Source organism: Syntrophorhabdaceae bacterium (assembly GCA_028698615.1).
Taxonomy (GTDB): Bacteria; Desulfobacterota; Syntrophorhabdia; order Syntrophorhabdales; family Syntrophorhabdaceae; genus Delta-02.
Genome location: JAQVWF010000013.1, coordinates 26,176 through 49,449, shown reverse-complemented (window position 1 = coordinate 49,449; position 23,274 = coordinate 26,176). Strand labels below are relative to the sequence as shown.

Sequence of the window (23,274 nt, the reverse complement as noted above, 5' to 3'; positions counted from 1 at the left end):
TGGCTATTATCTCTTTATCCCTGCACTACCATCATTTCGATAAGATGAGGCCCCTCCTCACTCATGGCCCTCTTCATCTCCCGTGCCAGGCCGGCGGCGTCCGCCACTCGGGTTGCGGGGACGCCAAGGCCCGTGGAAAGGGAGGTCCAGTCTATGGCGGGACCGTCGATGTCAACGAGGCGGCGGCTAACCTCCGTGAGGTCCACGAGACCCGCCCGCTCCAGTTCCATGCCAATGATGCGGTATCCTCCGTTGTTGCACAGGAGGGTCGTAATATTCAGGCCTTCCCGCGCCATCGTCCAGAGGGCCTGAACGGTATACATGGCGCTGCCGTCCGCCTGGATGTTGATGATGGGCCGCCCTGGCGCGGCGAGCGCCGCTCCGGCGGCACAGGGCATTCCGTAGCCGATGGCCCCTCCCGCGATGGTCATGAAGCCGTGGGGGGCACATCCATGGGAAATGGGGTAGTAAGGGAAGGAGGTCGTAAGCCCCTCGTCGACAACGATCCCATCCTCGGGCTGCAAAGCGGCTATGACGGAGGAGACTATATCAGGAGTGAGCCGGCCGGAAGGAAGGGAAGGTCTTTTTCCCTTCCCGGCGTCACCGGTGCCGACGGCGGACCTCTTTGCCCTGCCAACGGAATCGGCGAGGCACTCGAGCAGTGCGTTCATGTCCTGCCCGGGGCTGTGCACGGCTATCTTCAGGACCGCCTCGGGGATGACATAACTGGGGATACCCTCGTATCCGAAGAAAGTGACGGGGTCCGGAGCACCTGCAAGGACCACCGTATCGTATCTCGCCATCAGCTCCATTGCGGCCTCCGGGAAATAGGGGATCCTCGTGACCGACGGCAGCGGGCCCCCGCGATCCATGTAACCGGGAAAACTGTTCGCCAGAAGATCGCAGCCCGTTGCGGCACGGATACGCGCCGCCATCATCAGGCCCTTTTTGCGCAGTGCCCGGCCCCCCAGTATCATTGCGGTTCTCTTGCCCCTGCGCAGGCCCTTTGCGGCCCGGCTGACCGCTTCGGTGTCGATGGGTTCGGAGAACGGGGACGCTTTCACAATGGGAATACCGGTGCAATCGGCCCACTGATGGTCGTTGGGGATGATAAGGCTCGCTATCTGCCCTCGGGCGCTCGCCGCTATCACCGCCGCCGTGTCCCGGGAAAGGCTTCGGGGACTCCTGCACGTCCTTTTCCACCCCGAAACGGCCCCCGCCATCGCATTGATGTCCATATTGAGGGGCGGGTCCGCATCACGGTGCCACGATGCGTGCTCCCCGATGATGTTCACGACCGGCGCCTTTGCCCGTCGCGCGTTGTGAAGGCACGCTATCCCGTTGGCGAAACCGGGGCCCAGGTGGAGGAGCGCCATCGCCGGCCTGTCCAGCACCCGCCCGTAGCCGTCGGCGGCCCCCGTGCATACCCCTTCGAAAAGACCGAGGACGGCCTTTATCCCGGGCTCACCGTCAAGGGCCGCAACAAGGGGTATCTCCGTTGTCCCCGCGTTGGCGAAGCAGATATCGATACCATTCAGAACCGCCGTCCTCAAGACCAGTTTCGCGCCGTTCATGGGCCTCCCAATGAAGCAGGTTATGTGTCATGGGTAATAGGGAAAAAGTCTAAAGCATTTCTTCCCATAACCCATCACCCATGACCCGTTTTTCATTTCAGTATAATGGAACCCGGAGGTTCTGACAAGGCCTTTGGAGCCTGGCGAGATGTGCTGCGGCCCTTGCGCGATGCGCGACTATTGACTGATCTTTTTATCCCCCCTCGCCCCTGTCATCTTGTTATCCTTGATCAAACAACTTATAATAGAACTGTTTTTAAACGAAAAGGTCATAGGTGATGGGCAAAACCTGACAATACCCATTCGCATTCCCATTACGTATAACCTGTCTTTTTCGAGGCCTCATGTCAGAACAGGAAAAAACCAGAGACGCGCTTCTTGCCGAGATCGAAGAGCTTAAGAGACGCATTGGTGAGCTGGAAACCGCCCAGGCCGAGCACAGGGAGGTTGAAGCGGCCCTGCGCAAAACCGAAGAGAAGTATCGGCGCATCTTCGAGGATGCCATAGAGGGCATCTTTCAGACAAGCGTCGAGGGTCGTTTTCTCAGCGCAAACCCTTCCCTCGCCCGCGTCCACGGGTATGATTCACCCCAGGACCTTATCGATTCCGTCACCGATATCTCCAGCCAGCTCTACGTTGACCGCGCCGACCGCGCCCGGAGCATTGAAAAGATGAACCGGCAGGGTTCGCTCCAGAACTTCGAAACCCGGATGTACGGCAAGGATGGCAGCATTCACTGGATATCCATGAACATACACCCCGTTCGTGACGCCGCCAACAAGATACGTTATTACGAAGGCACCATGCTGGACATCACGGAACGAAAGAAGGCCGAGGCGAGCCTCCAGGAGAGCGAGGAGCGTTACCGGACAGCCATCGAAAACTCCAACGACGCCGTGGCCATCATCCAGGGCAACATCAATCAGTACGTCAACAGGCGCTTCGTGGAGATGTTCGAGTACGATTCGCCCGAGGAGGCCATCGGCAAGCCGGTTCTTCTCATCGTCCATCCCGACGAGATAGCGAAGGTGAGCGAGATCAACCTGCGCCGCCAGAGTGGTGAACCGGTGCCGTCGCGCTACGAGTTCAAGGGTATCACGAAGAGGGGCCGGATACTCTATGTTGAGGTCTCCGCCGCGATCATACCCTATCGCAACGCCACGGTGTACCTCGTCTATCTCAGGGATGTCACCGAACGCAAGGAAGCGGAACAGGCCCTCATAGAATCCCGCAACGCCCTGGAGGGCCTCAACCGGGCCAAGACAAAGGCCGTCAATCACATCTCTCATGAGCTCAAGACACCTCTATCCGTTATCCAGGGAAGCATGAGGCTCATAAAACGAAAGCTTGAACCCACGCCACAATACGGAGCGATACGGGAGCTTGTCGATTCCGTGGAACGCAACCTCCAGAGACTTTTCAACATCTCCCGCGAAACGGACCAGATATTCAGGCTTTCCCAGGAACTCGAGGCTGTAATGCTCGTGGGCGACCTTGACAGGCTGTGGCAGCGGATGGAGAGCCTTTCGGAGGTGCCTTCCGATGTCCGCGCCCACTGGAGCGCTCTGAGAAAATGGGTGGACCAGTATTTCGCGGCAAGCACGCAATTCTTCCAGTCCATCGACCTTTACACCTCCGTCGTTTCCGTCGTGGATCGCATGAAGGGCCGGTTGTCCGGACGCGACCTCGACATCAAGGTGGACGGGGCCAACGATCTCTTCATCTCCATGGACCCCCAGATCCTTAAAGACATCGCCGAAGGCCTTATAAAGAACGCCATCGAGAACACACCTGACGGCGGCTCGATCAGGATCGGTCTCGAACAGAAGGACGACCGCATCGTCCTCAATGTCACCGACACCGGCGTGGGCATTACCGAAGAGAATAAGCGGCATCTCCTCGATGGATTGCATCACGCAAAGGAGACAGACCTTTATTCATCGAAGAGACCTCTTGAGTTCGGCGCAGGAGGAAAAGGACTCGACCTCCTGAGAACGAAATACTATTCCATGCGCTTCGGTTTCGACATCACCTTCGAAAGCAACCGCTGCGTCCACATTCCCACGGACCAGCGCCTGTGCCCGGGAGACATCTCCCAATGCCCCTCCATAAAGAGCAAGGAGGAATGTCTCAGTTCAGGCGGGACAACCTTCAGCGTATCCTTCCCGGTCAGGAAACGTCCGGCCTCCATCGATGAGCCATAGACAGAACCCCCCTTCGAACGAAAGGCCCACCCTGAGCGTCACCGTCACCGATATCGCCATGCCCGGCGATGCCGGGGTGGCAAAGGCCGACGACTTCGTGGTATTCGTTCCCGGCACCATACCCGGCGACAGGGCGGTCATCCGTATCATAAAGAGGGAAAAGCGCTTCGGCTACGGCGAGGTCGTCGCCATCGAAGAACCATCGCCCTGGCGCGTCGAACCGGCGTGCCCCCATTTCGGGGCGTGCGGGGGCTGCACCATCCAGTCCATGGATTACACGAAACAGCTCGAAATGAAGGCCTCCCACCTCAAGGAATCACTGAGAAGGATCGGCCGCCTTGACCTGGCCGAAGACCGGTTCGAAGAGATCACCCCTTCTCCTCAGACATACTTCTACAGGAGCAAGATAGAGCTGTCCTTCGGCTACCATGGAAACAACGTCATTGCGGGAATGCGTGAGAATACGGCACCCGGCGGCTTACGCCCTCCCGGCGTTCTTCCCGTGCCCCGCTGCAGGATCTTCTCTGAAGGCCTGGGGAAGATACTCGCCGTCATCGAGGACCACGTTCATTCCGAAGGGCTTTTTCCCTATGACGAGCGGTCAAAAAGGGGGACCCTGCGGCACCTCGTCCTTCGGGAATCCAAGGCGACGGGGCGGGTAATGGTCATCCTCGAGACGAAAGGCGCCGAGCCCCACGGCATGGATGAACTCTACCGGCGCCTCACCAAAGAGGCTCCGAACGTCTCAAGCCTCTGGAGGGCCGTCAACGACCGCCCCGGGTCCTACATCGATTACGGCCATCTTCGCCACGAAGCCGGGGAGCGTTATATTGAAGAGTCACTGGCGGGCCTTGTCTTTCGTGTCTACCCGGCCTCATTCTTCCAGCCAAACCCGGCGGGGGCCGCCCTGATCTGCGAGCGGGTGGAACGTATTGCCGCGACTTTAAAGGCGGGAAACATTCTCGGCCTTTACTGCGGCATGGCCCCCATGGAGCTCGTGCTCTCCCGGCACACCAGGAACGTCGTGGGCGTGGATTCCCTCAAGGCGAACATAGAGAACGCCCGTGAGAACGCTTTAATGAACGGCATCGTCAATTGCTCCTTTCTTGCGGGAAAGGTCGAGAATATAGTCATGGGCAGGGGTCTGGGAAGACCTGACCTCGTGGTCATAGATCCCCCTAGAAGCGGCGTCAGCCCGCAAGGCACGGGCCTCATCACCACACTTGCCCCGGGAACACTCATATATGTTTCCTGCAACCCGGCCACCCTCGCGCGGGACCTCGGCAGATTCACCGCGGCAGGCTATGCGATCGAGCTCATCGCCCCCTTCGATCTCTTCCCCCACACCTCCCACCTCGAAACATTGACGGTCCTCAAGAGCACGGGGTGAAGTGTTTCATCGCGCCCACGCAACCTGAAACTGTCTTTTTAACCCATTGCTTTTCCTACACATTTCTGTTATAAATTTCGATTGCCTATGCGTGACACCATGGTCAGGGTATGGAACGGTGAAGCAAAAGTCGCAAGATGGCTTCTTTATATACCGCTTGCCTTTTTCTCTTATCTTTACCAGATAGCGCTGATGGCCAGAGAATATATGTACCAGACGGGGATCATGACGACACAGAGCGCTCCGATACCGGTCATCAGCGTGGGTAACATCACCCTCGGCGGGACAGGAAAGACACCCGTCGTCGAAAGACTTTCCCGCAGATTCAAGGATGCGGGCTTCAACCCGGGCATCATCACGCGCGGATACATGAGGAAGAAGAACGGAACCTTTGCCGTTGATATCAAGAATGACTCGGCACAGACGGCAGGCGACGAGGCATACATGCTTGCAAAGAGAACACGAATACCCGTCATCGTTGGCAAGGACCGCTTGAAGGCCATTAAGCGCGGCATCAAGGACCGGCACATCGACATAGCGATCCTCGACGACGGTTTCCAGGTGCGTGACCTGAAGAAGGACGTGGACCTGCTCATACTCAACGGCCGGGAATCATTGAGCAGGCAGGAGTTGTTTCCCCTGGGACCATACCGCGAACCCGTGGCACGGGTAAGGGCGTCGGATACCATACTCGTGAGCAAATCGGAACCGGACAGCGCCACCATCTATTTCATCAGGGGCATTCCCCGGTTCCAGGTGAGGTACAGCCCGGTCCATGTGTACAACGTGCGGAAGAATGTCATCGCCCACTATAACTTCCTGAAGAGCAAAAAGGTCCTCGCCTTTGCCGGACTTGGGGACAACCAATCTTTCTTTCAGCTTCTCAGGCAGATAGGCGCCGACATTGTTCAGGAGACGTCCTTCCCCGACCACCACAGATATACCCCGAAGGACATGAAACGGATGGAGTCCGTGGACAATATCCAGTGTATCGTCACGACGGAAAAGGATGCCGTGAAGCTTCTCGGCATGGAGGTTCCCGATAACCTTTTCTACCTGTCCATCGAGGCACGGATAGAGGATGAGGACACATTGATGGAACTCCTGCTCAAGAAGCTCGGGACCCGCTTCCCGGACCGCATCGCCTGAAGAGGAGATAAAGCGGGTCGAGGAAGAAAGCTCAAAGAACAATCTCGCTCACCTCGACCCCGCAAACACAACGAAGGGCAGCACCTCCCGCCGCGAGACGGGACGGATAAAATAACAAGGAGGAGAGAGCATGTCAGAACAGGTATTCATTTTCGATACGACATTGCGCGACGGCGAACAATCGCCCGGCAATACCATGAACACTCAAGAAAAGCTCAGGGTGGCAAGACAGCTCGAGCTCCTTGGGGTTGATATCATAGAAGCCGGCTTTCCCATCGCCTCCGAGGGCGATTTCGACGCCGTCAGGCAGATAGCCAAACTGGTAAAGAATTGCCAGATCGCAGGTCTCGCCCGCGCCAACGACGAGGACATAGACCGGGCATGGAAGGCCGTAAAAGTGGCGGCCCACCCCCGCATCCACACCTTCATCTCCACGTCGGACATCCACCTCAAGCATCAGTTCAAAAAGACGCGCGAAGAGGTGCTCGAGATCGCCGTGGCCGCCGTCAAAAGGGCGAAGAAATACACGGATAACGTCGAGTTTTCCGCTATGGACGCAACGAGAAGCAACTGGGACTACCTGTGCAAGGTGGTCGCCGAGGTCATCGACGCCGGGGCGACAACGGTCAATATCCCCGATACCGTCGGGTACGCCGTCCCCCACGAATTCGGCGAGCTTATCGCCTACATCAGGAAGAACGTCCCCAATATAGACAGGGCGGTCATCAGCGTCCATTGCCACAACGACCTCGGCCTCGCGACCGCCAATTCCATCGCCGCCATCCACAACGGCGCGCGCCAGGTGGAATGCACGATCAACGGCATAGGCGAGAGGGCGGGCAATGCCTCCCTTGAAGAGATCGCCATGATCCTGCGGACAAGGAAGGCGAACTTCAGCGCCGATACGCGCATCGTCTCCGAAAAGATCTATCCCACGAGCAGGCTCATCACTTCCATCACGGGCGTGCCCGTGCAGCCCAACAAAGCCGTCGTCGGCGCCAACGCCTTCGCTCACGAGTCGGGCATCCACCAGGACGGCCTCCTGAAGGCGAAGCTCACCTACGAGATCATGACCCCCGAATCGGTGGGCATCTCCAAGAGTTCCCTCGTCCTCGGCAAGCATTCCGGCAGGCATGCCTTCCGGGACCGCATCGAGAACCTGGGCTACATCCTCGACGATAAGGAACTGAACCTGGCCTTCAAGCGTTTCAAGGCACTTTCGGACATGAAGAAGAACATTTATGACGAAGATATCGAAATGATCATCATGGACGAGATATACAAGATCGCCGAGAACTGCAAGCTCCTTTACCTGAATGTGAGCTGCGGCAACACAACGATACCGACGGCAACGGTGAAGATGGAGATAAACGGGAACATTGCTCAGGATGTGGACACCGGCGACGGTCCCGTCGACGCGGCCTTCAAGGTCATAAAGAGACTGGTCAAGACGACAAGCAAGCTGGAAAAGTTCTCCGTCAACTCCATCACCCAGGATATGGACGCCCAGGGCGAGGTCTTCGTCAAGCTATCGGAGAAGGGCCTCAGGGCCATAGGAAAAGGGGCGGACACGGACATAATCGTCGCCAGCGCAAAGGCATACATCAACGCGCTGAACCGGCTCGAATACATGAAAACGAAGAAGTGTTAAGGGGAAACGATATGGGAATGACTATTACAGAAAAGATACTCGCAGCGCACGCGGACAAGGATTGGGTTGAGCCCGGCGAGATCGTTGATTGCCGGATAGATCTGGCCATGGCGAACGATATCACGGGCCCGCTCTCCATCGAGGAATTCGAAAAGGTCGGGGCAAAGGCTGTTTTCGACCCCAACAAGGTCGTATTCGTTCTTGATCATTTTACGCCCAACAAAGACATCCTCTCCGCCGAGAACTGCAAGAGGATACGCGAATTCTCGCAGAGATACGGCATCGTCAACTTCTTCGAGGGCGGCGAATGCGGGATAGAGCACGCCCTGCTGCCCGAAAAGGGGCTTGTCGTGGCGGGCGACCTCGTCATAGGCGCCGACAGCCACACCTGCACATACGGGGCGCTTGGCGCTTTTTCCACGGGCATGGGCTCGACGGATGTGACATACGGCATGGTAACGGGCCGCATCTGGCTGAAGGTGCCCGAGAGCATCAAGTTCAACTGCTACGGGAAATGGCGGAAATGGGTCACAGGCAAGGAATTGATCCTTCATATCCTCGGAATGATCGGGGTTGACGGGGCGCTCTACAGCGCCATGGAATACAGCGGTGAGGCCATCTCGGCCCTCTCCATGGATTCCCGTTTCTCCATCGCCAACATGGCCATCGAGGCGGGCGCCAAAAATGGCATCTTTCCTGTCGATGACAAGACGACAGCCTACATGAAGGAACACGCCGCGCGGCCTTACAGGGCCTATGCGGGCGATGGGGATGCGAAATACAGCCAGGTCTACGAGATCGATGTCTCCAGGGTCGGCTTCAGCGTTGCCTGCCCGTCGCTTCCGTCAAACGTGAAGGACGCGGGAGAGCTGGGAAACATCGACATCGACCAGGTCGTCATCGGTTCCTGCACCAACGGCAGGCTCGAAGACCTGGAGATGGCCGCCGCCATTCTCAAGGGGAATAGGGTCAAAAAGGGTATAAGATGCATCATCATTCCGGCGACACCGGCAATATACGGAGAGGCAATGCGCCGGGGATACTTCCAGACATTCCTCGACGCCGGCTGCATCATCTCGCCTCCCACCTGCGGCCCCTGCCTTGGCGGCCATATGGGCATCCTTGCCAGGGGGGAGAGAGCGGTTGCCACAACGAACAGGAACTTTATCGGAAGGATGGGTCATCCACAGAGCGAGGTCTATCTCGCCGGTCCCGCCGTCGCCGCTGCCACGGCGATCAAAGGGAAGATAGCCCGTCCGGAGGAGGTATTATGATACTGAAAGGAAGGATCTGGAAATTCGGCGATAATATCGATACCGATATCATCATCCCTGCGAAATATCTCGCTCACACGGATCCGAAGGTCCTGGGAGAGCACTGCATGGAGCCCCTCGCTCCCAACTTTCCGAAGGAGGTCAAAGCGGGGGACATCATCGTCTCGGGAACCAATTTCGGCTGTGGTTCATCCCGCGAGCACGCCCCCATCGCGATCACGGCGCTGGGGATACCCCTCGTCGTCGCAAAAACCTTCGCCCGGATATTCTACCGCAATGCATTCAACAAGGGTCTCGCGCTCCTGGAAGCGGACATCTGCGAACTTGTTCAGAACGGCGACGAGATCGAGGTCGACATATCGACAGGCATCATCCGCTGCGGCGGGAAAGAGGTAAAAGCCAAATCCATTCCCCCCTTCATGGTGGAACTCATCAACGAGGGCGGATTGATAAACTATCTCAAGAAAAAGTTGGAGGGCTAAATGAAACAGTACAATGTAGCAGTCGTCGGAGCCACCGGCGCAGTCGGAAATGAAATGGTAAAAGTCCTCGAGGAACGGAATTTCCCGGTCAAGAACCTGACGCTTCTCGCTTCCTCGCGGAGCGTGGGCAAGACTATGAGCTTCCATGGCGAAAACGTTAAGGTACAGGAACTGAAGGAAGACTCCTTCAAGGGCATCGACATCGGCCTTTTCTCACCGGGCGGCTCCGTCAGCCTCAAGTTCGCCCCCATAGCGGCTGCAAGCGGATGCGTCGTCATCGATAACACGAGCGCTTTCAGGATGGAAAAGGACATTCCCCTTGTCGTTCCCGAGGTGAACGAGCACGCCATTGCGCAGCACACGAACCGGGGCATCATCGCCAACCCGAACTGCTCGACGATCCAGATGGTCGTCGCATTGAAGCCGCTCCACGACGCGGCAAAGATCAAGAGGATCGTTGTCTCCACCTATCAGGCCGTCTCGGGGACGGGACAGAAGGCCATAAAGGAACTGGAGCAGCAGGTGCTCGCCATATACAACATGAAGAAGGTCGAGAAAAAGGTCTACCCCCATCAGATCGCATTCAACGTCCTGCCCCACATCGACAGCTTTCTCGACACCGGGTACACCAAGGAAGAGATGAAGATGGTCAACGAGACAAAAAAGATCCTGGAAGACGATTCCATCGCGGTTACGGCCACGACGGTGAGGGTCCCCGTCTTCTACGGACACTCTGAATCGGTAAATATCGAGTTCGAGCGCGAAATGACCCCCGATATGGCCCGCAAGCTCCTTAAAAAGGCCCCCGGCGTGAAGGTCATCGACGACCCGGCGAAGAACAAATACCCCCTTGCCATAGACGCCGCTGGAAAAGATGACACCTACGTAGGCCGGATCAGAGCTGACGACACCGTCAAGTACGGCCTCAATATCTGGATAGTGGCAGACAACATCAGGAAGGGCGCCGCCCTGAATGCAGTCCAGATAGCGGAAGCGCTTGTAAAGAAATACCTGTAATTAAGGTAAGGGGTGATCCCATCGCAACCGATGAATCCCGGCGGGACCTGACATTTCAGGTCCCGCTGTCAGAAGTCTACAAGTTCAGTAAACCGGAGAAGCTCCGCGACCTCATGGAAGCTCACAGGGGAGCTCAGCCGAAACATGCCGCCATGTCCGTGGTCAAAAGGTTCATTATAAGCACAATTGGCATGTTCTGTCTCATGCTCGGTTTGACAGGACTGCTCGGCTCCAACCCCGACATATTCAGTGTCGTCTGGATCATTCTCGGCCTGGCCATCGTTTGGTTCTTTCTCGCCAAGCCGGAGATGGACAAAAGAAGGTCGGCAGCCAGCCCCAAAACCCACAGGGACCCCGAGGTATCTTTGATATTCAACCCGAAGAGGATCCTGATACGCTCACCCGACGACAAGGTCGAGAGGGATTGGCAGGAGCTTATCGAATACAAGAAGACAAAGAAGGGGGTCCATCTCTACTTCCTCGACGGCACCGCGATCTGGCTTCCCGAGAATGTCTTCTACGACAAAGATGAAATGAGGGAACTCATCCAACTCCTGCAGAGCAAGGTTCCGGGTCCCACGTTCCCCGTTTCAGGCTCCTCAACCTGAAACCTGAAAACGCCCTTACCTTTTCGGCGGCCTTGAGGTTTCCAGGCTCGCTATTTCTTCCTCAATGTCGTTTATGGTGAGACGCATCCGCGTGATGGAATTGATGCGGTCCCGGATGAAGGGGTCGTCACAGGAAATGACCTTACCGCAGGTAAACTGGTCATAGACGTATTCGCCTATCTCGCCGTTCGCCTTCTGGATGGAACGCTGAAGCTTCGTGACGTCGAGATATTTCCTCTTGCCGATCATCGCCTGCTTCTCCACGTTGAAGGCAATGTCCTGGGCGGTCTCTTTCAGCGTTTTCAGCCCTTCCTCTGTCCTTTTCTTGATATCGTCCATAAGTGCCATGGCACCTCCTTTTTATAAGAGTCACCTTTATAAGAGTCACCCTAATTCTGCGCTCTTTCCCTTCAAAGGTCAAAGGATCTCGGTCTCGAAAGTCCATTCGTTTTTCCTGGATTCCTGCCTTCCCAGGAATGATGGGATAGAAAAACCCTTCCGACCTCCGAAACCCTGAGCCCTGAAACTGTCTTTCAGTAGAGGAACATCGGTTTGCCCAGGGTGTCGCGGACCTTTGGACGATATGTGTCCACATCGTACAGGGCCGTCACGTCGACCTGTTTCTTTGCCGCAACGACCATGTCCAGGGGGACGGTGGTGTATACTGCCTGCTGGAGTGCCACCATGCGGCCCCTGTGGCCCAACGCTATCTGGTCGAGGGCGAGGCTGCCGTAGGAGACGGCCACCATGCGGTCGAGTGAATCGGGCGCGCCGGAGCGCATCATGTAGGCGAGCTGCTGATAGATCACATTGATCCCCGAGCGCTGCTTTATCTCCTGGGAAACAAGGTAGCCAACACCGCCGAGTTTCTTGTGACCGTAGGCGTCTTCAATGCCCGTTTCCGTTACCGTTCCCCCCAGCGTATGGGCACCCTCGGAGATGGTCATGATCGCGTAGTTGGAGGGGTTCCTGGACCGGTCGTTCATGAGAAAGCCGATCAGCCTCTCCACATCGAAGGGCACCTCGGATATGACGGCCCTGTCGACATCGGCAAGATAGGCGGCAATAAGCGAGGTTTCTCCGGAATTCCGGCCGAAGAGTTCAACGACACAGATCCGCTCATGGGAACCCGTTGTGGTGCGCAAGGCGTTGATGGCATCGACGGAGCGCGTGACAGCCGTCGAGAAACCGATGCAGAAATCGGTGCCGAACACGTCATTGTCCATGGTCTTCGGGATGGCCACGATCTGAACGCCCTCCTTGTCCAGCCGGACCGCATAGCTCAAGGTGTCATCGCCCCCTATGGGAATGATGGCATCTATGGCAAGGAATTCAAGAACCTTGAGGATATGTCTCGTGCAGTCGAGCCTCCCTCCTGTGGACGGGATGCGGTCGCTTTCATCTACAAAGGAAGGCACGTCCTCTGGGTTCACATTGCCAGGGTTGGTGCGCGACGTATGAAGGATCGTCCCGCCGGTGCGGTCGATCGTCCGCACCTTGTCGAGACTCAGCGGCATGACGAAGCGCTCCATCGTTTCCGCGTTGCCAGGATCGATGTCGAGAAGACCCATCCATCCCCTGCGAATGCCAACCACTTCGATGTCATTGGAGGCGGCACGGGCCACAACAGCCTTTATGGCCACGTTAAGACCGGGAACGTCCCCGCCCCCGGTCAGCACAGCGACCCTTTTCCTTCTCCCCATCACAACACCTCCCGTCCCCATCGGGGGACGCGTTTTCTATAATGTTCTCTATAGTCGCGAATGAAGGGATTGTCAAGGAAGCGCCAGAAAATGCCTGATCGCAACGGGAAGAATGCAGACACGACCTGAACTTCGGGTTTAGAAGTTCAGGTCATTGATATTGTTACATCTTTATGCTACATTAAAGACTGGTTGCAATCGAATGAATATCCGTGAAAGACTGGAAGAACGGGAAGAGCATATCCTGTCGCCTTATGCGCAGAAGAGTGTTGCTACGCGCGGAAGGGTGAGGGAGGAACCGGAATGCGATATCCGGACCGCATTCCAGCATGACAGGGACAGGATAACCCACAGCAAGTCTTTCCGGAGGCTCAAGGCCAAGACGCAGGTCTTCCTTTCGCCCACGGGAGACCACTACCGGACACGGCTGACGCACACTCTCGAGGTATCGCAGATCGCGCGGACCATTGGACGGGCGCTTGCCCTCAACGAGGACCTCGTGGAGGCCATCGCCCTTGCCCATGACCTGGGTCACACGCCCTTCGGCCATTCAGGCGAAGATGTCCTCAATACCCTCTATCCCGGCGGCTTCCGGCACTACGAACAAAGCTTGAGGGTTGTGGATATCCTCGAGAAGGACGGAGCGGGGCTTAACCTGACGATCGAGGTCCGCGACGGCGTCCTGAAGCACTCCAAGGGGAAAGGCGATATCATCGTCCGGGACGACGACGAAAAACCCCTGACAAAAGAGGCGGAGGTGGTCCGTATCGCCGACATCATCGGGTACTTGAATCACGACATTGACGACGCCATACGGGGCAATGTCATCAGCGAAGATGACATTCCGGGACATCTCAGGGACCATCTCGGGTACACCGTGTCCGACCGTATCGACACCATGGTCCGCGGCGTCATCTGGAGCACACTGGGCAACGGGAGGATGGAGCTGGAGTGCGGGAGGGACCTGGAGGCCCGTATGGTGGAGATGCGCACTTTCCTCTACGCCCGGGTCTATGAAAGCCCCATTGTGCACGCCGATTTCATCAAGTGTTCCAGGATCATCGAAGACCTTTACGGGTATTTTCTCAAGCACTCCGCCGCATTCCTCAAGGAAACGGGGCGGGACGATTTCTACGACGATCCGGCCGTCTGCGTCCGCGACTTTATTGCGGGCATGACAGACCGCTATGCCTTCAGTCTTTTTGAAAAGCTCTTCCTGCCCATGCCCTGGAGCATTCCGGTATAGGAAGACACGAACAAAACGAATAACGACCATCAAGCACGCATTGATAGGTACACACGGAAAGGGAGCTCATAATGATGGATAAGGTTTACGACCCCCACAGCATCGAAAGGAAGTGGTACGCCGACTGGCTGGATAAGGGGTACTTCACGGCAAAGAACGATTCCGGAGAAGGGTATTTCTCCATGGTCATTCCCCCGCCCAACGTTACGGGGTCGCTTCACATGGGCCATGCCCTCAATAATACATTACAGGACATCGTGACGCGCTACTTCCGCATGTGCGGGGTCAACGCCCTGTGGCTTCCCGGGACCGATCATGCGGGGATAGCCACTCAGAATGTTGTCGAGCGTGAGCTCGCAAAGGAAGGCACGGACCGGGAGACCCTGGGCAGGGAAAAGTTCATCGACCGTGTGTGGCAATGGAAGAAACAGTCCGGCGGCACCATCATCGAACAGCTCAAGAGGCTGGGCGCATCATGCGACTGGTCACGGGAGCGGTTCACCATGGACGAAGGGCTCACGCGCGCCGTCCGGGAGGTCTTCGTCAGGCTTTACAACGAGGGGCTCATCTACCGGGACAATTATATAATCAACTGGTGTCCCCGGTGCAAAACAGCCCTTTCCGACCTCGAGGCGGAGCATGAAGATACCCAGGGATCGCTTTACTACATCCACTACCCCCTCGCACAGGGCGAAGGCTACCTCACCGTCGCCACCACGAGACCCGAGACGATGCTCGGTGACACCGCTGTAGCCGTCAACCCCGATGACCCCCGGTACGGCAGGTACGTCGGGCAGTACGTCATCCTCCCTATAGTCAACAAGAAGATCCCCATCATCGGTGACAGCTACGTCGATGTCGAGTTCGGTACGGGCGCGCTGAAGGTCACACCCGCCCACGACCTCAATGACTTCGAGATCATGAAGAGGCACAACCTCGAACTTATCAAGGTCATCGATGAAGACGGCAACATGAACGAGAACACCCTCCACTACCAGGGAACGGACCGTTTCGAATGCCGCGGGAAGATCGTCGAGGAACTCAACGAAAAAGGGTTTCTCGAAAAGATCGAGCCCTACGCCATGGGCGTCGGCAAGTGCTACCGATGCAAGACCGTCGTTGAACCCGCCCTCTCGCTCCAGTGGTTCCTGAGGATGAAACCGCTTGCCGAACCCGCCATTGCGGCAGTCCGTGAACATCGGGTCCGCATCATTCCGGAGATGTGGGAGAAGGTATACTTCGAATGGATGGAGAACATACGGGACTGGTGCATCTCCCGCCAGATCTGGTGGGGCCACCGGATACCGGTCTGGTACTGCACCGTCTGCAATGAGATCATCGTCTCCGTCGACGACCCGTCGGAGTGCCCGAAATGCGGCGGCGCCCTGCGACAGGAATCGGATGTCCTCGATACCTGGTTTTCCTCGGGACTCTGGCCCTTCAGCACCCTCGGGTGGCCCCTCAACACAGATGACCTCAAGACGTTCTATCCCACGTCGCTTCTCATAACCGGTTTCGACATACTCTTCTTCTGGGTTGCCAGAATGATCATGATGGGCCTCAAGTTCATGGGGGACGTGCCTTTCCGTGACGTGTACATTCACGCCCTCGTCCGCGATGCGGACGGCAAGAAGATGAGCAAGTCCAAGGGCAACGTCATCGATCCCCTGATCATCATCGATGAATATGGAACGGACGCGTTCCGCTTCACGCTGACGATGCTGGCAGCGCAGGGCCGGGACGTCCTTCTGTCCCAGGAACGTATCGAGGGGTGCCGGAATTTCGTCAACAAGGTATGGAATGCCTCGAAATTATCTCTGTCCTTCACCGGAGAGGAAAAACCCGTCCACACCGGGAAGGGCTCGTCCTTTCTTCCTGACCGGTGGATCCGCTCCCGTACCCAGAGGGTGATCACCGAGGTCCGCGAGAGCATCAACGGGTATCGCTTCAACGAAGCCGCCAATTCACTGTACGGTTTTGTCTGGCATGAATACTGTGACTGGTACCTGGAGCTCATCAAGCCGAATCTTTACGGCAAGGTGGACCGCTTCGACACGGGCGCCACCAGGGCGGTCGTCTACAATACCCTTCAGGATATCCTGAAGCTTCTTCATCCCATCATGCCCTTTGTCACCGAGGAGATCTACCAGCGCCTTCCGGGCAGGGAGATCCCGAGCATCATGATAGCGCCATTCCCCGCCGTTGACGAGGCACAAATAGATGACGAAAGCGAAAAGATGATGGAGACCATCATGGGTATTGTGGACGTCATCCGCAACATCCGCGGCGAAACGGGGATAGCGCCCAACATCCGCATAGAGGCGGTGATCAGGGCGGGAGCCGACGAGCCCCTCCTGCGGGAGTATGAGTATTACATAAAGGAACTCGGCAAGGTGGAGAATCTCACCTTCATCGACGGCAGGGGACCGGACCATTCAGCTGTGGGCGTCTACAAGGACATCGAGGTCTTTGTGCCCCTTAAAGACCTCATCGATGTCGCAAAGGAACTGGGAAGGATCGAAAAAGAACTTGCCAGGATCACAGAAGATAGTGAAAAATTGATGAAGAAGCTGGGCAACGAGGCATTTCGCCAGAAGGCTCCGGCGGAGGTGATCGCCAAGAACGAGGTCCAGCACAGGGAGCTTTCCGCAAAAAAGGAAAAGCTCGTGCTGAGCAGAAAGGTGCTGGAAAACCTTTCGAGGTAATTGATGCCCTTAAATTTTTCAATCATCGAGTCCTTCATAGCCGAGCATGAGGCCGACATGAAGAACAAGGCCATGATCCGTCAGGACCGGTACCGCATTCTCTCGGAGCTGGGAACGGCGCTGCAGACCGTGCTAAAGGATTACGAGGTCTTCGAGACCGAGCTGAACGCCCTCGTCATGGAGATCATCAACAACACCACCTCCTATGAAACCCTCATGGAATGCCATGAGCGCGCCGTAGCCGGGGTGGAGAACTTTTTCCTCGAAGAGGACACCATAGTCGACGTCCATGATCTCTTCCGACTTATCCGGGACAGGATAGCCGTCAGGGTGCTCGAGCTTGTCGAAAGGGAGATGGTTGACGAAGGTCTCGGTAAACCTCCGGCCGATTACGTCTGGGCCGGTCTGGGAAGCGAGGGCCGCGACGAACAGACGATGGTCACCGACCAGGACAACCTGCTTGTCTATGCCGAAGGTGATGATGATTTCGCCTCGGTGGAGCTCAGAAGGCGCTGTGCCGAGATATCCGCGAGCGACGGCCCCTCCATTTTGCCCGACGACCTTGACCCCAGGATGCTTGTTGACGGATACTTCCAGATCTTTGCACAGAAGGCCTCCGACAGGCTCCATCAGGTCGGTTTTGAGAAGTGCAAGGGGGGCGTTATGCCCGTGAATGCACGCTGGAGAGGCTCCATAAAAGATTGGAAGAAGAGGATAGATGAACGCATCACTTTCGGCAGGGGCATCCTGGAACCATTGGACATCATCATTCTCACCGACGCCCGGCTGGTGAACGGCAGCAAGGTGATCCTTACAGAGCTTATGGATTATTTCTTCTCCATGCTCATCAACAACAAGCACATCATGAAGGAATTCATCCAGTCGGCCGTCCTGATGCCCAGCGCACTGACCTTTTTCGGCGGGTTCAAGGTCGAGAAGGAAGGTGAGAACAAGGACAAGTTCAACATCAAGGTCCTCGGTTGGTCGCCGCTCATCCTATCCGTCCGGATGCTCTCGCTTTCAAACGGGATATTCGAGACAAACACGCTCAAACGGATCGGGATACTGAGGCAGCGCAATATCATCAGGAAAGAGATGGAGCTTTCGCTGACGGACGCTTATTTCACCTTCGTCCGCTACCGGATAATCAACCAGATCAACTATCGTGACGAGAGCGGGAGGAGTTCGAACTTCCTCCGGCCCGACATGCTCGGTCCTGATGAACAGGAGAGACTGCGCAGGGCCATGAAGGCCGTTGAAACCTTTCAAAAATTCATACAGGAGACGCTGCTCTTCGGAGAGGCAGTATAAGGGGGTACTTATGAAAGTTGTGGAGCTGATGAACAAGGACGTGGTAACCTGTCATCCAACGGAAAAACTGAATATCATAATCAACAAGTTCGAACTGTTCAATATTGCGGGGATGCCCGTCGTCGACAAGGGCAGACTCGTCGGCATCGTTTGCCAGAGCGATATCCTCAAGGGTATCAAGATGGGGACAATGGGTGAGCTTTCAGTGGCCGACGTGATGACTGCGGATGTCGTAACCGTGCCGCCCACGGAATCGGCCGTACTGGTGGCAAAGATCATGGTGGAAAAACAGATCAACAGGGTCCCCATCATCGAGAACGAAAAGGTGGTCGGTATCGTCACGCGCGGCGACATCATCAAGGCCGTGGCGGAGTGTGGATAAGACAGTTTCGGGTTTCACGTTTCAGGCCTTCAGGATGTTGAAGCCGGCAGGCAAAACCTGAGGTGCACAAGAAAGGGTTTCAGATATTTCAAGAAATGTACTTGTAATGACACATAAAGGTTAAGGGTTCGTTCTGGTTTTTCATCGGAACCTGAAACCTGAGAAGGGGCAAACATGAAGATAACCAGTCAGACCGTTGAATATGTGGCGCATCTTGCAAGGCTTGATCTGAAGCCCGATGAGATCGACGCATATACGCGGCAGATAGACCGCATCCTGGAGTACATGGATTCGCTGAATTCCCTCGATACTGACAGCGTGGAGCCCACGAGCCATCCCGTTCCCGTCGGATGCGTCATGCGGGAGGACGTCGAGAGGAATTCCTTCACCGCGGAGGAATCGGCAGGCAACGCCCCGGCGCGCATCGACACCTTCTTCAAGGTGCCGCCGGTAATAGAAGTGGAAGAATGAAGATAATGACCCTGGTTGTTGGTCATTCCTGACACATAGGAGATCAAACGTGGACAACATAGTCGACCTAACGATAGTGCAGTTAAGGGAGATGCTGAAGAAGAAAGAGATCAGTTCCGTGGAGCTGACCCGGTATTATCTTGACCGCATAAAGAGATATGACGGGGAGATCCTTGCCTATCTGAGGACAACCGAAGCGTACGCCATGGAGATGGCCAGAGAGGCCGACGAGAGGATCGGGCGGGGGGAAGATGCTCCGCTTCTGGGGATTCCGATGGGCATGAAGGACATCCTCTGCACGAAGGGCATCGAAACCACCTGTGCTTCCAACATCCTGAAGGGCTTCGTGCCCCCCTATGACGCGACGGTCATCAGGAAATTGAAAGAGGCCGGTTTCGTTCACCTTGGCAGGCTCAACATGGACGAATTCGCCATGGGGTCGTCCACGGAAAACTCCGCCTTCCAGACAACGAAAAATCCCTGGGACACGACACGCATCCCGGGCGGTTCGAGCGGCGGGTCCGCTGCAGCCGTTGCCTCCGGGCTTTGCGTCTCGGCTCTCGGCACCGACACGGGAGGTTCCATCCGCCAGCCGGCCGCCCTTTGCGGTATTGTCGGAATGAAACCCACCTACGGCCGGGTTTCCCGCTACGGCCTCATCGCTTTTGCCTCCTCGCTTGACCAGATCGGTCCCCTTTCGCGTACGGTGAGCGATTGCGCCACCATGCTCGGCGTCATAGCCGGACACGACCCCATGGATTCAACGTCCATTCCCGAACCCGTCCCGGATTACCACTCCTTCCTTGGAAGAGACATTAAAGGCCTCAAGATAGGAATACCCGCCGAGTATTCTGTCGAAGGCATGGAAGGGGACGTCAAAAAGGCCTGCGACGACAACCTCCAGGTCCTCAAGGACCAGGGCGCGACACTTGTCGACGTATCGCTTCCTCACACACGCCATGCCGTTGCCGCCTACTACATCATATGCACCGCCGAGGCCTCTTCAAACCTTGCGCGCTATGATGGGGTCAAATACGGCCTCCGCGAAGAGGGTAAGGACATCATCGACATGTACAAGAAGACACGTGTCAAAGGTTTTGGCCAGGAGGTAAAACGGAGGATCATTCTCGGAACCTACGTCCTCTCCTCCGGCTACTATGACGCATACTACCGCAAGGCTGGTAAGGTACGCACGCTTATCAGGCGCGACTTTGACGAGGCATTCAGGTCCTGCGACCTCATCGTCACCCCCGTGGCTCCGACAACGGCGTTCAAGGCGGGCGAACGTCTGGAAGACCCCCTCACCATGTACCTTTCGGACATCTTCACCATACCCGTAAACCTGGCAGGCCTCCCCGGCATCTCCATCCCCGGCGGCTTCGACTCCAAAGGCCTCCCCATAGGCCTCCAGATCATAGGCAAACCCCTGGATGAAGGCCGAATGCTCCAGGCGGCATATGTGTTCGAGTCCGTGAAGAAGGTGAGGACAATACCGGAGAAGTATAATGACCAATGACCAAATTGCAGTGACCAGACGCATGACAGGAGCCAATTTACCAATGATCAAACCCGGAAGACTCTTTTTCTCCTTTCCTGGTCATTGGTCATTCAGGATCCCGGGGACTTTTTGCCATGCTTGATCCGAGAGGGTTCTTAAGGGCACTCAAGAACATGGGTGTGGATGAGTATGTTTCTGCCGAAAAGCAAGGACCCACCCTTGCTGAGCTTAAGAAGACCGTGATGGCCTGCGAGAGATGCGAACTGGCGAAGACGCGCAAGAGCGTTGTTTTCGGGGAAGGTAGTCCGAGGGCGGATATCGTCTTTGTCGGCGAGGCCCCGGGTGAGGAGGAAGACAACCAGGGACGGCCCTTCGTCGGCAGGGCGGGAAAGCTCCTGGACCAGCTTATAGAGCGCATCGGCGTGAAGAGAAGCGATGTCTTCATCTGCAATGTCCTCAAATGCCGGCCTCCGGGAAACCGCGACCCCGAACCTCAGGAGGCCGCCTCCTGTAAGGAGTATCTTCTTGCACAGATCGATATCATCCGTCCCCGTGTCATATGCGCCCTGGGTCGCCACGCCTGCAATACCCTTCTCGAAACGGATGCGCCGATAGGCCGCATCCGCGGGAAACTGGCAAACTTCCGAGGGACTCCCCTCCTGCCCACCTACCACCCCTCCTATCTCCTCAGAAGCCAGAGCAAGATCAAGGAGGCATGGGAGGATATGGAAAAGCTGAAAGGCATGATCTAGAGACAGTTTCAGGTTTCACGTTTCAGGGACGAAATGAACGGTTTCCTGACGCGAAACACGGGGCATGAGGCCTGGGATTGTTGATACCGGTCTTGAAAAAACTGGTCCGATCCTGTATTCTTAGGGACTTATCACAGTCGGTGGGGGAAAAGATCAATGAAATACATACTTGGGCCCATGAAGGTGCCGTTCCTTATATTGACTCCCATGTGCATCCTTGTGGGGATATCTACGGCCATCTGGTCGGGGGTGCGGATCGATGTTCTTTCCGTCGTCCTCATAGTGATCGGTGCTGTCTGCGCCCATATCAGTGTCAACGCTTTGAACGAATACTGCGACTTCAAGAGCGGCCTCGATTTCAAGACGCAGAGGACTCCCTTCAGCGGCGGCAGCGGGACACTTCAGGAACGTCCCGACAAGGCCGGAGCCGCTCTTGCGACGGGCGTAATATCGCTGGGCCTTTGCTTTGCCATCGGAATGTATTTCGTCCTCACCGTCGGCGCCCTTCTTCTTCCCCTCGGGCTTCTCGGTATGGCGCTCATTATCTTCTACACCCAGTGGATCACAACAAAACCGATCATTTGCCTCATAGCCCCCGGGCTTGCCTTCGGTCCCCTCATGGTACTGGGAACACATTTCGTCCTCACCGGCAGCTACTCCTTCACCGCTCTCCTTGCCTCTCTGGTCCCGGGCTTTCTTGTCAGCGACCTTCTTCTCCTTAACCAGTTCCCCGATGTGGAGGCCGACAGGACGGTAGGAAGAAAACATCTGCCCATCCTGCTCGGCAGAAAGAACGTGGCGCGCATATACATATTCTTCCTCGCGGCCTCGTATGTTCCCCTCTTCCTAGGTTACGCCTTCGGCGTGTTCCCCATCCATGTCTTCCTGGCCCTTGCCACAACCGTCATCGCCGTCCAGACATCCCGCGGCGTCCTGAGATACTCCGAAGAAATGAAAAGTCTCGTCCCCTATCTCGGTAAAAACGTCATCATCAATCTCGCCACCCCGGCCCTGCTCGCCATCGGCCTCATGATAGCATCCTGATATCCGCCAAACAACACCATGAATTACCGGTTGAAAACCATGTGTGGACATTTATCAAATCAGCAGACTCACGCCCCGGCATCTGCTGCAGGCCGGCTGCCCATCATCGGGTCTTCGCGGCAGCTCTTCCTGCGAGATATTGCTTCTCCAATTCCAATAGCCCCCGCTTTCGCTCTTTGACACGCTTGGCGGGATTGCCGACATAGACTCCCCAGGGGTCGAGATCCCTGTTCACTACGACCGTCACAGCACCCAGGCTGCAGCCCTCCCCGATATCCGCGGCCCCGATGATGACGGAGCTTGCCCCCACGATCACATGACGGCCGAGGGTGACTTTGCCTCCGACAAACCTGGTAAACTCCCTTGGAATCGCCTGAGCGGTCATGTAATCTCCGGAGTAATCATCCGATGCGCTGTAGATCACAGTGTTCGCAGCCATACTGGAGAAGTCGCACATCTCAATGCCAAATGTACCCGTGAGATTGCAGCAGCGGGCAATATAGCAGGCATTCCCGATCGTGACGTACCCCCCCCTGCCCGCCGCCAGCATCACGAAATCGTCAATTCGCACATCGTCGCCAATGGATATGTGCTCAGCTCCGTAAACCCTCGCATCCGATGAAATGCGGACGTTGTGACCGAGAGAGGCGAAGCCAAAGTCCTTCAGGTCGTGCTCGGTGTAATAGCATTCCTTCTGCAGCATGGCTTCCCTCCGGATCCAATGTGAATGCACAATGCGCGTGATGCTTCATTTGATAAGGCATTGCTTTCGACTAATTAGGAGTATAGGAAAGATGGTTTTACTCGTCAAGG

Annotated in this window: 20 protein-coding genes; 16 read left to right on the top strand and 4 right to left on the bottom strand. The window is 56.4% G+C overall.

Going from position 1 to position 23,274, the window contains the following annotated elements; all coding sequences use genetic code 11:
• Nucleotides 1–14: 14 nt before the first annotated feature.
• Nucleotides 15–1,574, bottom strand: coding sequence for an acetolactate synthase large subunit (locus PHC90_06830; GenBank protein ID MDD3846063.1), 1,560 nt, complete (start codon nucleotides 1,572–1,574; stop codon nucleotides 15–17).
• Between the two features lie 344 nt (nucleotides 1,575–1,918).
• Between PHC90_06830 and PHC90_06825 the strand changes: the two genes are divergently transcribed.
• From PHC90_06825 to PHC90_06790, 8 genes are all read left to right on the top strand, one after another.
• Nucleotides 1,919–3,778, top strand: a complete 1,860-nt coding sequence (locus tag PHC90_06825; GenBank protein MDD3846062.1) for a PAS domain S-box protein — start codon at nucleotides 1,919–1,921, stop codon at nucleotides 3,776–3,778.
• Complete coding sequence (rlmD, locus tag PHC90_06820) at nucleotides 3,768–5,168, top strand: 23S rRNA (uracil(1939)-C(5))-methyltransferase RlmD (GenBank protein ID MDD3846061.1); 1,401 nt, start codon at nucleotides 3,768–3,770, stop codon at nucleotides 5,166–5,168. The genes PHC90_06825 and rlmD overlap by 11 nt, the downstream gene beginning before the upstream one ends.
• Before the next feature lie 87 nt (nucleotides 5,169–5,255).
• On the top strand, nucleotides 5,256–6,317 hold the full coding sequence (lpxK, locus tag PHC90_06815) for a tetraacyldisaccharide 4'-kinase (protein ID MDD3846060.1): 1,062 nt from the start codon (nucleotides 5,256–5,258) through the stop codon (nucleotides 6,315–6,317).
• A gap of 130 nt (nucleotides 6,318–6,447) precedes the next feature.
• Nucleotides 6,448–7,968, top strand: a complete 1,521-nt coding sequence (locus PHC90_06810) for a 2-isopropylmalate synthase (protein ID MDD3846059.1) — start codon at nucleotides 6,448–6,450, stop codon at nucleotides 7,966–7,968.
• Nucleotides 7,969–7,985: 17 nt separating this feature from the next.
• Nucleotides 7,986–9,242, top strand: coding sequence for a 3-isopropylmalate dehydratase large subunit (gene leuC / locus PHC90_06805; protein MDD3846058.1), 1,257 nt, complete (start codon nucleotides 7,986–7,988; stop codon nucleotides 9,240–9,242).
• A complete protein-coding gene (locus PHC90_06800) occupies nucleotides 9,239–9,724 on the top strand; it encodes a 3-isopropylmalate dehydratase small subunit (GenBank protein MDD3846057.1) in 486 nt (161 codons plus the stop codon). Before leuC ends, PHC90_06800 begins: the two co-directional genes overlap by 4 nt.
• Nucleotides 9,725–10,741: an aspartate-semialdehyde dehydrogenase gene (locus PHC90_06795; protein MDD3846056.1), complete on the top strand. Its 1,017-nt coding sequence runs from the start codon at nucleotides 9,725–9,727 to the stop codon at nucleotides 10,739–10,741.
• 113 nt (nucleotides 10,742–10,854) lie between these two features.
• Nucleotides 10,855–11,349, top strand: a complete 495-nt coding sequence (locus PHC90_06790) for a YcxB family protein (protein ID MDD3846055.1) — start codon at nucleotides 10,855–10,857, stop codon at nucleotides 11,347–11,349.
• A 15-nt stretch (nucleotides 11,350–11,364) separates the two neighbouring features.
• Here the strand turns inward: PHC90_06790 and PHC90_06785 are convergent, their stop codons facing one another.
• Together PHC90_06785 and PHC90_06780 are read right to left on the bottom strand one after the other, a co-directional pair.
• Nucleotides 11,365–11,697, bottom strand: coding sequence for a hypothetical protein (locus tag PHC90_06785; GenBank protein ID MDD3846054.1), 333 nt, complete (start codon nucleotides 11,695–11,697; stop codon nucleotides 11,365–11,367).
• A 185-nt stretch (nucleotides 11,698–11,882) separates the two neighbouring features.
• Nucleotides 11,883–13,052: an ATP-dependent 6-phosphofructokinase gene (locus PHC90_06780; GenBank protein ID MDD3846053.1), complete on the bottom strand. Its 1,170-nt coding sequence runs from the start codon at nucleotides 13,050–13,052 to the stop codon at nucleotides 11,883–11,885.
• A 202-nt stretch (nucleotides 13,053–13,254) separates the two neighbouring features.
• Here PHC90_06780 and PHC90_06775 point away from each other — a divergent pair, with 202 nt between their 5' ends.
• The 8 genes from PHC90_06775 to PHC90_06740 all read left to right on the top strand — a co-directional run bounded on the left by PHC90_06775 (nucleotide 13,255) and on the right by PHC90_06740 (nucleotide 22,461).
• The gene (locus PHC90_06775; protein ID MDD3846052.1) at nucleotides 13,255–14,298 is read left to right on the top strand and encodes a deoxyguanosinetriphosphate triphosphohydrolase; all 1,044 of its coding nucleotides are present in this window, start codon (nucleotides 13,255–13,257) and stop codon (nucleotides 14,296–14,298) included.
• A 71-nt stretch (nucleotides 14,299–14,369) separates the two neighbouring features.
• Nucleotides 14,370–17,003 (top strand): valine--tRNA ligase, encoded by a 2,634-nt coding sequence (locus PHC90_06770; protein MDD3846051.1) that lies wholly within the window; start codon nucleotides 14,370–14,372, stop codon nucleotides 17,001–17,003.
• Nucleotides 17,004–17,006: 3 nt separating this feature from the next.
• Nucleotides 17,007–18,314 (top strand): putative nucleotidyltransferase substrate binding domain-containing protein, encoded by a 1,308-nt coding sequence (locus PHC90_06765; protein ID MDD3846050.1) that lies wholly within the window; start codon nucleotides 17,007–17,009, stop codon nucleotides 18,312–18,314.
• Between the two features lie 10 nt (nucleotides 18,315–18,324).
• On the top strand, nucleotides 18,325–18,696 hold the full coding sequence (locus PHC90_06760; protein MDD3846049.1) for a CBS domain-containing protein: 372 nt from the start codon (nucleotides 18,325–18,327) through the stop codon (nucleotides 18,694–18,696).
• A gap of 174 nt (nucleotides 18,697–18,870) precedes the next feature.
• Complete coding sequence (gene gatC, locus PHC90_06755; GenBank protein MDD3846048.1) at nucleotides 18,871–19,167, top strand: Asp-tRNA(Asn)/Glu-tRNA(Gln) amidotransferase subunit GatC; 297 nt, start codon at nucleotides 18,871–18,873, stop codon at nucleotides 19,165–19,167.
• Between the two features lie 49 nt (nucleotides 19,168–19,216).
• A complete protein-coding gene (gatA, locus tag PHC90_06750) occupies nucleotides 19,217–20,683 on the top strand; it encodes an Asp-tRNA(Asn)/Glu-tRNA(Gln) amidotransferase subunit GatA (GenBank protein ID MDD3846047.1) in 1,467 nt (488 codons plus the stop codon).
• A gap of 116 nt (nucleotides 20,684–20,799) precedes the next feature.
• On the top strand, nucleotides 20,800–21,417 hold the full coding sequence (locus tag PHC90_06745) for a uracil-DNA glycosylase (protein ID MDD3846046.1): 618 nt from the start codon (nucleotides 20,800–20,802) through the stop codon (nucleotides 21,415–21,417).
• Between the two features lie 156 nt (nucleotides 21,418–21,573).
• Nucleotides 21,574–22,461 carry a prenyltransferase gene (locus tag PHC90_06740; GenBank protein MDD3846045.1) on the top strand — a complete coding sequence of 296 codons (888 nt, stop codon included), beginning with the start codon at nucleotides 21,574–21,576 and terminating at the stop codon, nucleotides 22,459–22,461.
• Nucleotides 22,462–22,564: 103 nt separating this feature from the next.
• Here the strand turns inward: PHC90_06740 and PHC90_06735 are convergent, their stop codons facing one another.
• Nucleotides 22,565–23,164: a hypothetical protein gene (locus PHC90_06735; GenBank protein MDD3846044.1), complete on the bottom strand. Its 600-nt coding sequence runs from the start codon at nucleotides 23,162–23,164 to the stop codon at nucleotides 22,565–22,567.
• Between the last annotated feature and the right edge of the window lie 110 nt (nucleotides 23,165–23,274).

Coding starts and splice junctions, on each gene's coding strand:
- PHC90_06785 (MDD3846054.1), bottom strand. CDS start 11,697: ATGGCACTTATGGACGATATCAAGAAAAGGACAGAGGAAGGGCTGAAA.
- PHC90_06770 (MDD3846051.1), top strand. CDS start 14,370: ATGATGGATAAGGTTTACGACCCCCACAGCATCGAAAGGAAGTGGTAC.
- PHC90_06800 (MDD3846057.1), top strand. CDS start 9,239: ATGATACTGAAAGGAAGGATCTGGAAATTCGGCGATAATATCGATACC.
- PHC90_06810 (MDD3846059.1), top strand. CDS start 6,448: ATGTCAGAACAGGTATTCATTTTCGATACGACATTGCGCGACGGCGAA.
- PHC90_06775 (MDD3846052.1), top strand. CDS start 13,255: ATGAATATCCGTGAAAGACTGGAAGAACGGGAAGAGCATATCCTGTCG.
- rlmD (MDD3846061.1), top strand. CDS start 3,768: ATGAGCCATAGACAGAACCCCCCTTCGAACGAAAGGCCCACCCTGAGC.
- leuC (MDD3846058.1), top strand. CDS start 7,986: ATGACTATTACAGAAAAGATACTCGCAGCGCACGCGGACAAGGATTGG.
- PHC90_06830 (MDD3846063.1), bottom strand. CDS start 1,574: ATGAACGGCGCGAAACTGGTCTTGAGGACGGCGGTTCTGAATGGTATC.
- PHC90_06780 (MDD3846053.1), bottom strand. CDS start 13,052: ATGGGGAGAAGGAAAAGGGTCGCTGTGCTGACCGGGGGCGGGGACGTT.
- gatC (MDD3846048.1), top strand. CDS start 18,871: ATGAAGATAACCAGTCAGACCGTTGAATATGTGGCGCATCTTGCAAGG.
- PHC90_06790 (MDD3846055.1), top strand. CDS start 10,855: ATGGAAGCTCACAGGGGAGCTCAGCCGAAACATGCCGCCATGTCCGTG.
- PHC90_06760 (MDD3846049.1), top strand. CDS start 18,325: ATGAAAGTTGTGGAGCTGATGAACAAGGACGTGGTAACCTGTCATCCA.
- PHC90_06795 (MDD3846056.1), top strand. CDS start 9,725: ATGAAACAGTACAATGTAGCAGTCGTCGGAGCCACCGGCGCAGTCGGA.
- PHC90_06825 (MDD3846062.1), top strand. CDS start 1,919: ATGTCAGAACAGGAAAAAACCAGAGACGCGCTTCTTGCCGAGATCGAA.
- PHC90_06765 (MDD3846050.1), top strand. CDS start 17,007: ATGCCCTTAAATTTTTCAATCATCGAGTCCTTCATAGCCGAGCATGAG.
- PHC90_06735 (MDD3846044.1), bottom strand. CDS start 23,164: ATGCTGCAGAAGGAATGCTATTACACCGAGCACGACCTGAAGGACTTT.
- lpxK (MDD3846060.1), top strand. CDS start 5,256: ATGCGTGACACCATGGTCAGGGTATGGAACGGTGAAGCAAAAGTCGCA.
- PHC90_06740 (MDD3846045.1), top strand. CDS start 21,574: ATGAAATACATACTTGGGCCCATGAAGGTGCCGTTCCTTATATTGACT.
- PHC90_06745 (MDD3846046.1), top strand. CDS start 20,800: ATGCTTGATCCGAGAGGGTTCTTAAGGGCACTCAAGAACATGGGTGTG.